Annotated in this window: 16 protein-coding genes; 9 read left to right on the top strand and 7 right to left on the bottom strand. The window is 63.8% G+C overall.

Annotation, left to right across the window (positions count from 1 at the left end):
• Positions 1–42 precede the first annotated feature (42 nt).
• The 3 genes from VOM14_RS04925 to VOM14_RS04915 are packed head-to-tail and all read right to left on the bottom strand — an operon-like array spanning position 43 to position 1827.
• On the bottom strand, positions 43–810 hold the full coding sequence (locus tag VOM14_RS04925) for a 2-keto-4-pentenoate hydratase (RefSeq protein ID WP_327627626.1): 768 nt from the start codon (positions 808–810) through the stop codon (positions 43–45).
• Positions 807–1613: a 2-keto-4-pentenoate hydratase gene (locus VOM14_RS04920; RefSeq protein WP_327627625.1), complete on the bottom strand. Its 807-nt coding sequence runs from the start codon at positions 1611–1613 to the stop codon at positions 807–809. Before VOM14_RS04920 ends, VOM14_RS04925 begins: the two co-directional genes overlap by 4 nt.
• 1 nt (position 1614) lies before the next feature.
• Complete coding sequence (locus VOM14_RS04915; RefSeq protein WP_327627624.1) at positions 1615–1827, bottom strand: 2-hydroxymuconate tautomerase; 213 nt, start codon at positions 1825–1827, stop codon at positions 1615–1617.
• A 134-nt stretch (positions 1828–1961) separates the two neighbouring features.
• Here VOM14_RS04915 and VOM14_RS04910 point away from each other — a divergent pair, with 134 nt between their 5' ends.
• Complete coding sequence (locus VOM14_RS04910) at positions 1962–2861, top strand: LysR family transcriptional regulator (RefSeq protein ID WP_327628108.1); 900 nt, start codon at positions 1962–1964, stop codon at positions 2859–2861.
• Between the two features lie 151 nt (positions 2862–3012).
• A complete protein-coding gene (locus VOM14_RS04905; RefSeq protein WP_327627623.1) occupies positions 3013–3351 on the top strand; it encodes a hypothetical protein in 339 nt (112 codons plus the stop codon).
• Between the two features lie 43 nt (positions 3352–3394).
• On the opposite strand, the gene VOM14_RS04900 is transcribed toward VOM14_RS04905, so the two are convergent.
• Positions 3395–3838 carry a MarR family winged helix-turn-helix transcriptional regulator gene (locus VOM14_RS04900; RefSeq protein WP_327627622.1) on the bottom strand — a complete coding sequence of 148 codons (444 nt, stop codon included), beginning with the start codon at positions 3836–3838 and terminating at the stop codon, positions 3395–3397.
• 160 nt (positions 3839–3998) lie between these two features.
• On the opposite strand from VOM14_RS04900, the gene VOM14_RS04895 reads away from it, so the two are divergent.
• Positions 3999–5537 (top strand): DHA2 family efflux MFS transporter permease subunit, encoded by a 1539-nt coding sequence (locus tag VOM14_RS04895; protein WP_327627621.1) that lies wholly within the window; start codon positions 3999–4001, stop codon positions 5535–5537.
• Here VOM14_RS04895 and VOM14_RS04890 read toward each other — a convergent pair whose 3' ends face one another.
• On the bottom strand, positions 5538–6215 hold the full coding sequence (locus tag VOM14_RS04890; protein WP_327628107.1) for a FadR/GntR family transcriptional regulator: 678 nt from the start codon (positions 6213–6215) through the stop codon (positions 5538–5540). It lies immediately after the preceding gene.
• 120 nt (positions 6216–6335) lie between these two features.
• Between VOM14_RS04890 and dgoD the strand changes: the two genes are divergently transcribed.
• The 3 genes from dgoD to VOM14_RS04875 all read left to right on the top strand — a co-directional run bounded on the left by dgoD (position 6336) and on the right by VOM14_RS04875 (position 8320).
• The gene (dgoD, locus tag VOM14_RS04885) at positions 6336–7484 is read left to right on the top strand and encodes a galactonate dehydratase (RefSeq protein ID WP_327627620.1); all 1149 of its coding nucleotides are present in this window, start codon (positions 6336–6338) and stop codon (positions 7482–7484) included.
• Between the two features lie 270 nt (positions 7485–7754).
• The gene (locus VOM14_RS04880) at positions 7755–8057 is read left to right on the top strand and encodes a hypothetical protein (protein WP_327627619.1); all 303 of its coding nucleotides are present in this window, start codon (positions 7755–7757) and stop codon (positions 8055–8057) included.
• Between the two features lie 26 nt (positions 8058–8083).
• Positions 8084–8320: a YodC family protein gene (locus tag VOM14_RS04875; protein ID WP_327627618.1), complete on the top strand. Its 237-nt coding sequence runs from the start codon at positions 8084–8086 to the stop codon at positions 8318–8320.
• 205 nt (positions 8321–8525) lie between these two features.
• On the opposite strand, the gene VOM14_RS04870 is transcribed toward VOM14_RS04875, so the two are convergent.
• The gene (locus tag VOM14_RS04870; protein ID WP_327627617.1) at positions 8526–9455 is read right to left on the bottom strand and encodes a CopD family protein; all 930 of its coding nucleotides are present in this window, start codon (positions 9453–9455) and stop codon (positions 8526–8528) included.
• Entirely contained in the window at positions 9452–9829 is a 378-nt protein-coding gene (gene copC / locus VOM14_RS04865; RefSeq protein ID WP_327627616.1) for a copper homeostasis periplasmic binding protein CopC, read from the bottom strand. The genes VOM14_RS04870 and copC overlap by 4 nt, the downstream gene beginning before the upstream one ends.
• Before the next feature lie 450 nt (positions 9830–10279).
• Here copC and VOM14_RS04860 point away from each other — a divergent pair, with 450 nt between their 5' ends.
• The 3 genes from VOM14_RS04860 (at position 10280) to trhA (ending at position 13069) form a co-directional block, all read left to right on the top strand.
• Positions 10280–11011, top strand: coding sequence for a c-type cytochrome (locus VOM14_RS04860; protein ID WP_327627615.1), 732 nt, complete (start codon positions 10280–10282; stop codon positions 11009–11011).
• A gap of 21 nt (positions 11012–11032) precedes the next feature.
• On the top strand, positions 11033–12331 hold the full coding sequence (locus VOM14_RS04855; protein ID WP_327627614.1) for a c-type cytochrome: 1299 nt from the start codon (positions 11033–11035) through the stop codon (positions 12329–12331).
• Positions 12332–12448: 117 nt separating this feature from the next.
• Positions 12449–13069, top strand: a complete 621-nt coding sequence (gene trhA, locus VOM14_RS04850; RefSeq protein WP_327628106.1) for a PAQR family membrane homeostasis protein TrhA — start codon at positions 12449–12451, stop codon at positions 13067–13069.
• Positions 13070–13269: the final 200 nt, after the last annotated feature.

The raw sequence follows: 13269 nt of genomic DNA, 5'->3' as shown, positions 1-13269 counted from the left end.
CCTTGTTCCTTGATATCGATCGCGAGCGAACCGTGAGTCGGTTCAGCGCGTGACGCGAAAACCCGCGCTGCCGAGCCGCTCGACCTCGACGGACACGTATTGCCCAAGGTGGACCCATTCGGCCGGCGTCGCGCCGCCCGCCATCACGATCCAGCCCGCCTGCAGCGGTTCGCCGGCCTGGGCCGACAGGCGCGCGGCGGCCACCAGCGAGCGCAACGGATGGCCAAGCAGCGCGGCACTGGAGCCAATCTGTGCCGGGCGGCCATCGATCTTCATCACCATGCCGAGATTCGAGAAATCGACGTGCGGGTCATGCCACGGGCCAATCACGAAGCCGCTCGACGAAGCGTTGTCAGCAATCACTTCCGGTAGCGTGAATTTGAAATCGCGGTAGCGTGAATCGATGATTTCGAGCGCTGGCGCAATCGCTTCAACGGCCGCCAGCGCCTCGGGCGCCGTCACGTCTCCCGCCAACGGCGCCTTCAGGATGAAAGCGATTTCCGGCTCGACGCGCGGATGAATAAAGCGCCCGAAATCGACCGACGTATCCTCCTCGATCTGCATCGACGATGTCAGTCGCCCCCAGATCACGTCGGACAGTCCCATCTGGATCATCTTGGCGCGGCTTGTAAAACCCATCTTCACGCCGACCCGCCGCTCGCCGCGAGCAATACGGCACGCGATCGACGCGGCCTGAATCGCATAGGCATCGTCGAGTGACAGACGGCCCTCGCGGTCGAACTGCTCGACCGCCTCGCCGTTCAACGCGGCCGTATCGAGCAGCGTCGCGTATTCAGTGATAGGGCTCATGCGCGCACCTCGTTCGGATCGCGATCGAACATCGCCCGCACCGAGCCGAGGCCGTTGATGCGAGTTTCGAAAACATCACCGGGCACAACCGGCACCATCGGCCCGAGCGCGCCGGACAGCACGAGGTCGCCAGCACGCAACGGCATGCCGTGCGCGGCCATGGTTCTCGCAAGCCAGACCACCGCGTTGAGCGGGCTGCCAAGGCAGGCCGCTCCCGCGCCGACCGACACCGGTTCGCCACGTCGCTCCGTCACCATCCCGCACAGCCGCGCGTCGAATGCCGACAGCTTCACCGGCGTGTTACCGAGCACGAACGCGCTCGATGAGGCGTTGTCGGCAATCGTGTCGACGATCCGGATGTTCCAGTTCGCAATCCTGCTGCCGACGATCTCAAGCGCGGGTAGCGCGTAATCGATCGCGCCAATCACATCGAGCGTGCCTGGACGATCGGCCGCCAAATCGCGGCCCATCACGAAGGCAATTTCGGCCTCGATCTTCGGCTGCATCAGGATCGAGGCGGGAATCGGTTCGCTGTCGCCATACCCCATGTCGTCGAACAGCACGCCAAAATCGGGCCGGTCGACGCCGAGCTGCGCCTGCACGGCGGCCGACGTCAGACCAATCTTGCAACCGATCCGCCGGCGGCCCTGCGAGAGGCGCCAACGCATGTTCTCCTGCTGGATCGCGTACGCCGATTCAATCGACATGTCGGGCCACGCGTCGCGCAAAGGCGAGATGGCTTCGCGCTTCGCCTCGGCCGCGCGCAGCATCGCCGCCGCCTGCCGAATCTGTTCCCCGGTCATATCAAACCTCCGTGGCCGGCTCGGGCGCGGGCTCGTCCCTGGTGCGGCCGCCAATGGCCCAATGTGCAGGCGGCGTCTGGGTCGCGTAGACGCGAATGCTCTCCAGCGGGGCACCGAGCGTTTCATGCACGGTGCGCGCGACCGCTTTCACGCAAGCCTTGACCACTTCGTCGCTGCGTCCCTCGACGAGCGAGATATGTACGATTGGCATCATGTTCCTTGCAATGGGGAATCAAACCAGCGCGATGAACGTCATCGCATGCGCCGATATTGGGATCGCGGCGACATACCGTCCAATACTGTTTTTTTGCTATACGATACCGATTCGGTATGGATAGACAGATGACGATGGATCTCAAGCAGATGCGGTATTTCCAGGCGGTAGCCGAGGAACGGAACTTCGGACGCGCGGCAGAACGGCTTCATATTGCGCAGCCGCCGCTGACGCGGCACATTCAGGCACTGGAAGCGCAGTTGGGTGTCACGCTGTTCCTGCGCTCGTCACGAGGCGCGGAACTGACCGAAGCGGGCGAAACGCTGCTGGCCGAGGTGCCCAACATCCTTGCCCTCGCAAAACGCGCGGAAGAACAGACACAACTCGCCGGCCAGGGGCTGACCGGCCGGCTCGACGTCGGCATCTTCAGTGCGGGCATCCTGCAGGCGATCCCGCAACTGCTGGCGGCCTTCCATACCGAACGCCCGCAAGTGAAGATCGGGCTGCACAACCTGACGAAGATGCAGCAGCTCGACGCGTTGCGCGAGCGGCGCATCAACATCGGCTTCAACCGGCTCGTACCGATGGCCGACGACATCGCGGTAGAAACGGTACTGGAGGAGCCCTACCTCGTGGCGCTCTACGAAGGGCATTCGCTTGCCACGAAAGACGCGATACGGCTGGGCGATCTCGATGGAGAGCGGATGATCCTGTATCCGAACGCGCCAGTACATGGACTGGCCCAGGAAATCGCAGCGGCTTTTCACGATGAGCGGATCACATTGCGGGTCGAGCAGGAAGTCGAAGACGTCGTGACCTGCATCGCACTCGTCGCGAGCCGCTTCGGCGTATGCATCACAACCGCCTCTGCGGCGAACTTGCGCCTGCCTGGCGTCGTCTACAAACCGTTGCACTCGGCGCGGTTGCGCCACATCGCATTGAATTGCCTGTATCGGCGCGGCGACGAATCACCCACGCTACATGGCTTTCTTGAGGTTATCGACCGGTTCCGGAGCGCGACCGCGTCGTCGTAACGAGAAGAGCGAGCTGTGCGCGGCAACGGAATATCATGACGACGCGGCACTTTCCGTCGTCCCTTGCCGTCGAACCATGTCATGACTTTCATGTCCAGACCGTAGTCCTGGCTACCCACAGCGACATCCGCAACTTCAAGGAGCTTTCCTGATGACGTTTCGCATCGCCGCGCGCGCCGTGGCCACCGTATCGATTGCGCTTTTCGGCGCCGCTTCCGCGCCCGCCCTGCACGCGCAAAATTCGACCGACAATCAGTGGCGCGCCAGCCAGAGCACGTTATCCACGCTGCTGCAAAACGGCTACAAGATCGTCGCCGTGGTGAACACGCCTCACGGCGATAGCGGCCCGGCCGATACCATTTTCGTTCAGCGCGATCAGAGCGCGTTCAAGTGCATCGACCCGCAAACGCCGGATGCCGGCAAGAAAGCGCCCGGCTGCTATGAGCTGGCGCCATCGACGGGACCGGCCGCGGGCTCGGAAGCCAAATAAGCGAACCGTTCGAAGCCGGCCCAAAACAACCGCAACCCGGCGGCTAGCGGTCCACGAGCCGGCTCAAATTGCCGCGCACACGCTGCAATAGCGCGATGAGCTGCGCGGCTTCTTCATCGGTGAAGCCGTTCAGCGCTTCCAGCGCGACTTCGTCACCTACCTTGCGGGCCTTGCCGAGCGCGCGCTCCGCCTTTGGCGTCATGCGCACCTGATGCTCGCGCCGGTCCTGCGGATTGGCCGCGCGCTCGATCCAGCCGCCCTCTTCCATGCGGTCCAGCAGACGCCCGGCCGAAATCGGCGCGACCTCCAGCAGATCCGCGAGCCGCGCCTGGTTGATGTCGCCGTAGTGCGCGAGATAAGCGAGCACGCGGCACTGCGCGCGCGTCAGATCGACCGACGACTTCGCGAGATCGTCGAAACGCTTGCCGCTCAAACGGCCGACGTCGGAAATCAGAAAGCCGAAGCGCTCTTCGAGTTGGGTTTTCATGCGCGGATTATACGAAAGCCTGGCGCGCCGCCGCCTTGGCCGGCGCACACCGGCGCATATTGGAACGGGCAATTCAGCCTCCGCATAACTCCCGATGCCGGAGCACACCGGCAGCCGATATAATAAGCATGCTTAGTATATCGACGACCCCAACTCATTCATGTCTTCCGACTCTTCGCCGTCGAGCACAGCCGCGCCGCTCAACCGGCCGATGATCACCATCTCGATCATGCTCGCGACGCTGATACAGACGCTCGACAGCACGATCGCCAACGTCGCGCTGCCTCACATGCAGGGCACGCTGTCCGCGTCGCAGGACGAAATCACGTGGGTGCTGACCTCGTATATCGTCGCGGCGGCTATCGCCACGCCGCTCACCGGCTGGCTGGCCGATCGCCTGAGCGTGAAGCGTCTTCTGCTGATCGCGATCGGCGGCTTCACGGTGTCGTCGGCGCTGTGCGGCTTGTCGGAGACGCTCACGCAGATCGTCGCGTCGCGTTTGCTGCAAGGCGTGTTCGGCGCGTCGCTCGTGCCGCTTTCGCAATCCATCCTGCTCGACATCAATCCGCGCGAGAAGCAAGGCCAGGCGATGGCCGTGTGGGGCATGGGCGTCATGGTCGGGCCGATTCTCGGACCAACCCTCGGCGGCTGGCTCACCGACAGCTACAACTGGCGCTGGGTCTTCTTCATCAACGTGCCGATCGGTGCATTCGCGCTGTTCGGCGTCGCGACGTTTCTGCCCGCGCGCGAGCCGAAACCCGACGCGAAATTCGACGCGTTCGGCTTCGCGACGCTCGGCCTCGCGATCGGCGCACTGCAAGCCATGCTGGATCGCGGCGAGCAACTCGACTGGTTCGGCTCGCACGAGATCGTCATCGAGGCGCTGATCGCGGCGATCAGCTTCGCGTTCTTTCTCGTGCACACGGCGACCGTCGGCAAAAAGTCGTTCTTCAAATACGAATTGCTGAAGGACGCGAACTTCGCGACGGGCACGTTTTTCATCTTCGTGATCGGCGCGGTGCTGTATGCGACACGCGCGCTATTGCCGCCGATGCTGCAAAACCTGATGAACTATCCGGTCGCCACCACGGGCCTTGTCACCGCGCCGAGCGGCGCCGGGACGATGGTCGCGATGCTGTTCGCCGGGCGGCTCCTGAAGCGGATCGACGCGCGGCTCATGCTGCTTGCCGGTTTCCTGATCTCCGCGTTCGCGCTCTGGCAGATGATGCACTACACGATCGTGCTGTCGGCGGCGGACATCGTGTGGCCCGGCGTGATTCAGGGTTTCGGCCTCGGGCTCGTGTTCGTGCCACTGAGCGCGCTGACGTTTTCGACGCTCACGCCCGAGTTGCGCGCGGATGGCACCGCCACTTACAGCCTGATGCGCAATATCGGCAGCAGTATCGGCATTTCGATCGTGCAGACGCTGATGACGCGCAACACGCAGGTTTCGCACGCGGACCTCGCGGCGAATGTCACAGCGTTCAACCCGGCCATCCAGCCGATGCTCAGCAGCGGCTCGAACTACGACATCGCGGCACTGAACGCGTCGATCACGCAGCAGGCGTCGATGATCGCTTATCTGAACGACTTCAAGCTGATGTTCGTCGCGACACTGCTCGTCATTCCGCTGCTGCTGATGATCCGCCCAGGACACCGGGCACCGGATGCGTCGGCGGCTCATGCCGCGATGGACTGATCACGCCTCGATCCGCCCGCGCGTCACGCCGAGCAGGCGCGCCATCGCGTCGCGCGCGGCGGCGGCGTCGCGGGTGCGAATGGCGTCGAACACCGCCGTGTGCTCGGCGAGCGACGCGTTGAAAACGTCCGCGCGTTTCGCATTCAGCCGAAGCTGCGCTTCGAGCGTGCGCTCGATCAGCGTGCCGAGCGGAATCAGCAACTCGTTGCTGCAAGCGCTCAGCACGCTCAGGTGAAATTGCAGATCGGCGCGCACCCATTCATCGACATTGCGCGCGGCCACCATGGCCGAATGCGCGGCGGCCAACGCGCCGAAGGTGTCGTCCGAATGCGAGGCGGCCGCGAGAGACGCGGCATATGGTTCGATCATCTCGCGCATTTCCTGCAGCTTGAGCGCGAACGCCAACGGCTCGGCGACGCGCGAATACCAGTCGAGAAGATCGACATCCAGCAGATTCCACGCGGATTTGGGCCGCACGCGCGTGCCCACGCGCGGCCGCGATTCGATCAGACCTTTCGACGTCAGCGTGCGCAACGCCTCGCGCAGCACCGTGCGGCTCACGCCGAATGTCTCCATCAGTTTCGCCTCGCGCGGCAGGATCGAATCGGGCGCGTAGTCGCCGCGCAGAATCGCGGTCGCGAGCAGATGGGCGACGCGCCCATGCAGATCATGTTGAATAGCCTTCTCCCACGGCGTCGCCGCTCAATATCTGGCAAATAATACTATTAATAGTATTTAAATTCCCGTTTGTTGTAGCATGGAATCCCTCGAATATTTCGCCCTGGCAGGAGACGCACCATGAAAATCACCAAGCTCGAAACCTTCGTCGTTCCGCCGCGCTGGTGCTTCCTGAAGATCGAGACCGACGAAGGCATCGTCGGCTGGGGCGAGCCGGTGGTCGAAGGCCGGGCGCACACAGTGGCTGCGGCGGTCGAAGAGCTGTCGGACTATCTGATCGGCAAAGACCCGCTGCTAATCGAAGATCATTGGCAGGTCATGTACCGCGCGGGTTTCTATCGCGGCGGCCCGATTACGATGAGCGCGATCGCCGGCGTCGACCAGGCGCTGTGGGACATCAAGGGCAAGCATCACGGCGTGCCGGTTCACGCGCTGCTCGGCGGCCAGGTGCGCGACAGGATCAAGGTGTATTCGTGGATCGGCGGCGACCGTCCGGGCGACGTGGCGAACAATGCGCGCGCCGTGGTCGAACGCGGCTTCAAGGCCGTGAAGATGAACGGCTCGGAAGAGTTGCAGATCATCGACACCTTCGACAAGGTGCAAGGCGTCATCAACAACGTCGCGGCGGTGCGCGAGGCGGTCGGGCCGAACATCGGCATCGGCGTGGATTTCCATGGCCGCGTGCACAAGCCGATGGCGAAGGTGCTGGCGAAAGAACTCGACCCGTACAAGCTGCTGTTCATCGAAGAACCGGTGCTTTCCGAAAACGCGGAAGCGCTGCGCGACATCGTCAATCAGACCAGCACGCCGATCGCGCTCGGCGAGCGCCTCTATTCGCGCTGGGACTTCAAGCACATTCTGTCGGGCGGCTACGTGGACATCATCCAGCCGGACGCGTCGCACGCGGGCGGGATCACCGAGTGCCGCAAGATCGCGTCGATGGCCGAAGCGTACGACGTGGCGCTCGCGCTGCACTGCCCGCTCGGCCCGATCGCGCTCGCCACCTGCCTGCAGATCGACGCGGTGAGCTACAACGCGTTTATCCAGGAACAGAGCCTCGGCATTCACTACAACCAGGGCAACGACCTGCTCGACTACATCCGCAACCCGGAAGTCTTCAAATACGAAGACGGCTTCGTATCGATTCCGCAAGGCCCGGGCTTGGGCATCGAAGTCAACGAAGAAAAAGTGCGCGAAATGGCGAAGGTCGGACACCGCTGGCGCAATCCGGTCTGGCGTCACGCGGACGGCAGCGTCGCCGAGTGGTAAGCACGCGAATCGCGCCGCCTGCGGGCGGCGCTTTCTTTCGAGCGATGCAACTCGCGCGTTACGGTGTGGCGACGCGCGCGCGTCGCAGTAACGTTACATCGCGGACGAAACAGCCCCGAGCGGCGCTGTAACGAGCCGCGCGCCGCTTCGCCCCGCTCGGGGCAAAGGCTTGCCGGCAAAGGCTTCCACGCCGTTTGTTCGGCATCAGACAGATACATGGCCTGCTCCTTGCTCAAATGCATTCGAACAATGAATGCTTCGGGGAGCAACATGGGCGAATTCCTTCCAGACTATCTACTGCGCGAACAAGCCGCCGTTGGTGCGCTCGTCCTGTTCGGCGTGTTGCGCGTGATCGGCGCGGCCGTTGCGTACGAACGCGAATGGCGCATCGGCGCGATCGAGAAATGGTTCATCGTCGCGGCGCTCGTCTATTGCCTGCCGCAACTTTTCGACTTGCTCACGCATCTCTACGGCGCGCACGCAGCGGCCGCCGAACTCGAAGGCAAAGCCGCGGGCTGTGCAATCGCGCTCTTCTGCGCGCCGATTCTCGGACATCGGCTGGGCTTCGAATGAATCCGTCGAGCGGCCGGCTATCGGACATGCCACTGTCCACACGACTTGCCAGATCTGTGGGACACGCACAACCGGCGTATCGCGTCGGCGACGTGCTGAAACTCAAATCCGGCGGATGCGCGATGACAGTCACGTGGAGCGGTCCTGTGCTGTTCGCGCCGGGCAACTGGCTCATTTGCCAGTGGTTCGGCGAGACCGGCGAGTTGATGCAGGACATGTTTCCCGAGGAGACGCTCGAACGGCAACGCGCGACGCGCTCGTAAAAGCGCGTCGGACACAGAGCAATAGCGGTCCCTTTGGCAGAACGCCGGGCGACTGTGTGTGTTGCGCCGCACGCTAACAATGTGCGGCGCTTTTTTTATGCGGCGCGGCCGCGCCTTTATCCATGAAACACGGCGGCGATCCATGCGTGCGAGCACGGCACGGCAGGGCAGGGCACGGCGCAGAAGCCGCAACGCGCGGCAACGCTCAACCGAGCGCGGCGAATGCCGGCACGCTATGCGACAGCGCGGCGGCTGCAACGAAGACCCCGATCATGGTCAGCGCTTCCAGATACAGCACGTTGACGAAGGTGTGCGCGTCCATCGTCGATGCGGTGCGCCGCAAACGCGGCAGCGCGAGAAAACGGTTAAGACCGCCCAGCACGAGCGCGAGCGCGACGAGCAGGAGCTTGAGCGTCAATACGTGACCCCATGTGCTGATCGCGATGGCCTCGAACGAGCCTCCCGAACCGCGTGCGGCATTGAAGGCGCCGGTGAGCAGCACGAACCCGACCGAGACCAGCGACACGTTCGACACCTGCGTCGCCGTCCGGATCAGCACGCCCCGGGCAATCGAAGCGCCGAGCGCCGGCAGCACGGCGAGCCCGGAAGCCATCGCGAGACCGCCCCACACGCCCGTGACGAGCACATGCAACGTCTGCATGGCGACCGCCGCCGAGGCCGGCCCGGCGTCGGCGGCGTGTCCGAGCGATGCCTTGCCCGCGGCGATCACGATCACCGACAGCCACAAGAGCGCGTTGCGCAACGTGCCGCCGTGACCCGTCAAGGCCGTGCCGAGGAGGACCAGCGCGCCCGCGAACGCAATGCTCCAGCCATAGCCGACGTGCGTTTGCGCAAGCACCGTCGGCACCACGCCGAACGCGGCGGGCAAGGCCACGCCGCTCATCGACGCCGCCTGATACAGCAGCCAGCCGAGGTCCGCGAGCACCAGTACGACGCTGGCGGTGAGCATCGAGCGTTGCGCGCGCAACCAGGCGGGGCGCGCGGGCGCGATCTTCGCCTGAGCATCCTTCGTGAGCCACGCACCGAGCAACGCCGAACCGACCGCAAACGCAAACGCGACATTCATGAGCGCGGCCATGGCGACCTGCCCGATCCACAATCCGTCGAAGCTCATTTGACAATGAACGCGAAGTCGCCTTGCGTGCGATGGCCGTCGGTCGCTACCGCCGTCCAATGCACCGCGTAATGCCCCGCGCCCAATTTCGGCAACGGCAGATGCATGATGCGCGCGTCCCGCTTGTCGACTTGCGACGCGCCCGGCGCCGCCGGCTTGCCGTTCGCATCGGCCAGCGTGGCCTTGCTGAAAGCCGGCTCGAGCGGCTCGGTGAAATGGAGCGTCACTTCTGCGGGCGCGGCGACTTCGGCATTCGCGGCCGGCTCACTGGAGACGAGATGCGCATGCGCGAATGCCGTGGCACTCACCAGCAGCGCCGCGGCGCCGAACGCGCGACCAAGCTGCGCCGGACGGAAAAAATGGATTAGCTTCATGTAAGGCCGATAGCGAATGTAGCGTGTGAACAGGAAAATCGGTCGACGCGGCCAGAGCGGCTGCAACGGAATCGCTCTGCGTGAGACGACCCGGCAGCCCGACCCGGCAGCCCCGGTAGCTCTTTTTGCCGGGCCTTTGCCGGCCCTGGCGCGCCCCGAAGTGTACGCTTCGATGGCTCACGCGCGCGCGGGTTCAACCTCGCTGGCGCGAAAGTTCGGCCAGGTATGGCGCTTGCAACCTTACGACGCGCAGAAGCGCAAGAAGACGCGAAGACGCGCGAGTTCCGCGCGGCCCCGCGCGTCAAACTGTCGCACGCCCGTGATAGCCGCAATCGGGTCGTTTGCGACAAATAGTCATCATCACCCTTCGATGATAGAATGCTGCGTCGCCGCAGCGCCGGCTGCCCTTCACACCGAGCCGCTCGAAGTTCGGTCAGGTCCCCGATTTTGATGGAGTTACGCGTGTCTTCAAGACGCATTTTCCGCCCGTTGCTTGCCCTTCTGCTGATCGGCTCCGCGGGTGTCTATAGCGCTGCGAAAGCGCAGACTCAACCGAAGGCCCCCGATACGATGGAAGCGCGTGTGCAAGGTTGCACCGCGTGCCACGGCACGCACGGCCAAGGTACTGACAACGACTACTTCCCGCGCCTCGCGGGCAAGCCGGCCGACTATCTGTACAACCAGTTGCAGAATTTCCGCGAGGGGCGTCGGAAGTATCCGCCCATGAATTACCTCGTCACGTATCTGTCTGACGACTACCTGCATCAGATCGCCACGTACTTCTCGAAGCAGCGTCCGCCGTATCCGCAGCCGGCCAAGCCGACCGTGTCGTCGGCCACCATCGCGCGCGGCCAGCAGATCGTGCTGAACGGCGACGCGTCGAAGCAGATTCCGGCTTGCGCAGCTTGCCACGGCAAGGGCTTGACCGGCATGGAGCCGGCCATTCCGGGTCTGGTCGGTCTGCATTCCGATTACATCAGCGCGCAGCTCGGCGCATGGCGTTCGGGCTCGCGTCACGCCATCGCGCCTGACTGCATGCACACCATCGCCACGCGTCTGACGGACGAAGACGTGAACGCGGTCGCTGCATGGCTTTCCACGCAACAGGCTCCACAAAACCCCGTGCCGGCTCCGGCCCGCTCGATGAAGACTCCGCTTGCCTGCGGCAGCGAACCGCAATAAGGCACCGGGAGAGACACTCAAATGAAACGCAAGTCTTTGTTCGCCCTCTCGGCAGTTGTCGTTGTCGCGGCTGCTGCACTCGTTCCCGTCCTGTGGTCGGGCGGCGACAACCTGCATAACGGCTCGGCCATGGCGGCAACGCCCGCCGACCAGGCCGCGCTCGTCAAGAAAGGCGAGTACCTCGCCCGCGCCGGCGACTGTATCGCCTGTCACACGGTGCGCGGCGGCAAGCAGTTCGCCGGCGGCCTGCCCATGGCCACGCCGTTCGGCACGATGTTCACGCCGAACATCACGCCCGACGACGAAAACGGCATCGGCAAGTGGACGCAGGACGACTTCTACCGCGCCATGCATACCGGTCGTTCGAAAGACGGCAGCCTGCTCTATCCTGGCTTCCCGTTCACGAGCTACACGAAGGTCACGCGCGCCGACTCGGACGCGATCTACGCGTACTTGCGCTCCGTCGCGCCGGTCGCGGTGCCGAGCCGTCCGCACGAACTCAAGTTCCCGTTCAACCAGCGCAACATGCTGATCGGCTGGCGCACGCTGTTCTTCCGTGAAGGCGAGTACAAGGCGGACCCGACCAAGTCGGTCGAATGGAATCGCGGCGCTTACCTGATCGAAGGCCTCGGCCATTGCGGCATGTGCCACACGTCGATTAACGCCATGGGCGGTCCGGTCAACTCGGCGGCGTTCGCCGGCGGCCTGATCCCGCTGCAGAACTGGTACGCACCGTCGCTCACGTCGAACAAGGAAGCCGGCCTCGGTGACTGGGAAACCAAAGACATCGCCGATCTGCTGAAGACGGGCGTGTCGAACCGCGGCGCAGTGTTCGGTCCGATGGCCGAAGTGGTTCACAACAGCCTGCAATACATGAGCGACGCGGACATCAACGCGATGGCCACGTACCTGAAGACCATTCCGCAGAAGAGCGAGGCACCGGAGCCGCTGCAACTCGAAACGTCCGAAAAGTTCGGCGGCGAACTCTTGAAGCAAGGTCAGAAGATCTACGCTGACAACTGTGCGAAGTGCCACGCGGAAAATGGCCTCGGCATGCCGTCGTCGTTCCCGCCGCTCGCGAACAACCAGTCGATCCAGATGCCGTCGGCGGTCAACCCGATCCGCATGGTGCTGAACGGCGGTTATCCGCCGAGCACGGACGCGAACCCGCATCCGTACGGCATGCCGCCGTTCGCGCAGTCGCTGTCGAATCAGGAAGTTGCAGCCGTCGTGACGTACATCCGTATGTCCTGGGGCAACCACGGCACCGCCGTGTCGCCGCAGCAAGTGTCCGATCTGCGTTCGGCGCCGCTCGACTAAGCAGCGTTCGTTGCACCTGGGGCGCGGCCCGCGACATTCGCGGCCGCGCCCTTGTTTTTTGAGGACCGGTATCATGGGCAACAGTCGCCCGATGAAACCGTGCAGGAGGACAGACCCGTGCATGTCGGTGAGCGTTTCAACAGCATTTCCCACCTCGTCGGCGCCGTGCTGTCGGTGGCGGGGCTGGCAACGCTCGTGACAATGGGCGCGGTCGACGGCGACGCGTACAAGGTGGTCAGCTTCAGCGTGTACGGTGCGATGCTGTTCGTGCTGTATGCTATCTCGACGCTCTACCACAGCGTGCGCAATCCGCGCGTCAAGGCAGTGCTGCAGAAATGCGATCATTCGGCGATCTATCTGCTGATCGCCGGAAGCTACACGCCGTTCACGCTTGTCACGTTGCGCGGGCCGTGGGGCTGGTCGCTGTTCGGCGTGAGCTGGGGGCTTGCCGCTCTCGGCATCGTGCAGGAACTGACGCTCGGGCGACGCACCCGCAGCGTTTCAATGGTGTTGTATGTCCTGATGGGATGGCTCGCGCTCGTTGCCGTCCGTCCGCTGCTTCAAGCCTTACCGGCAGCGGGCACTGCCTGGCTCGTGGCCGGCGGGGTCATCTACAGCGTCGGCATCTACTTCTTCATCAACGACGAGCGCATCCGGCACGGACATGGTATCTGGCACCTGTTCGTACTGGCGGGCAGTCTGTGTCAATTCGTCAGCGTCGCGCGCTATGTCGCATGACGTCCACGGCGGCGAAATGCAACTTAAGGCCAGTCAACGTGTCTTCATAGCGCGTTGAAGCATTCGGCACGCATACGAGCGTGCCGCCGATTTCTCAGCGAACGGAACCAGGCTTCAGCCTCGATCTCGATCACGCCATGCGGCGCCTTCGCGCCGCATGGATGCCGCATTCGTGCCCGCCGGGCCCCTGTGTGCCGTTC

The sequence above is a fragment of the Paraburkholderia sp. MPAMCS5 genome (assembly GCF_036016995.1).
In the GTDB taxonomy this organism is placed as follows: domain Bacteria; phylum Pseudomonadota; class Gammaproteobacteria; order Burkholderiales; family Burkholderiaceae; genus Paraburkholderia.
The sequence above is the reverse complement of the archived record's forward strand: the minus strand, read 5'-3'. Positions and strand labels throughout refer to the sequence as shown.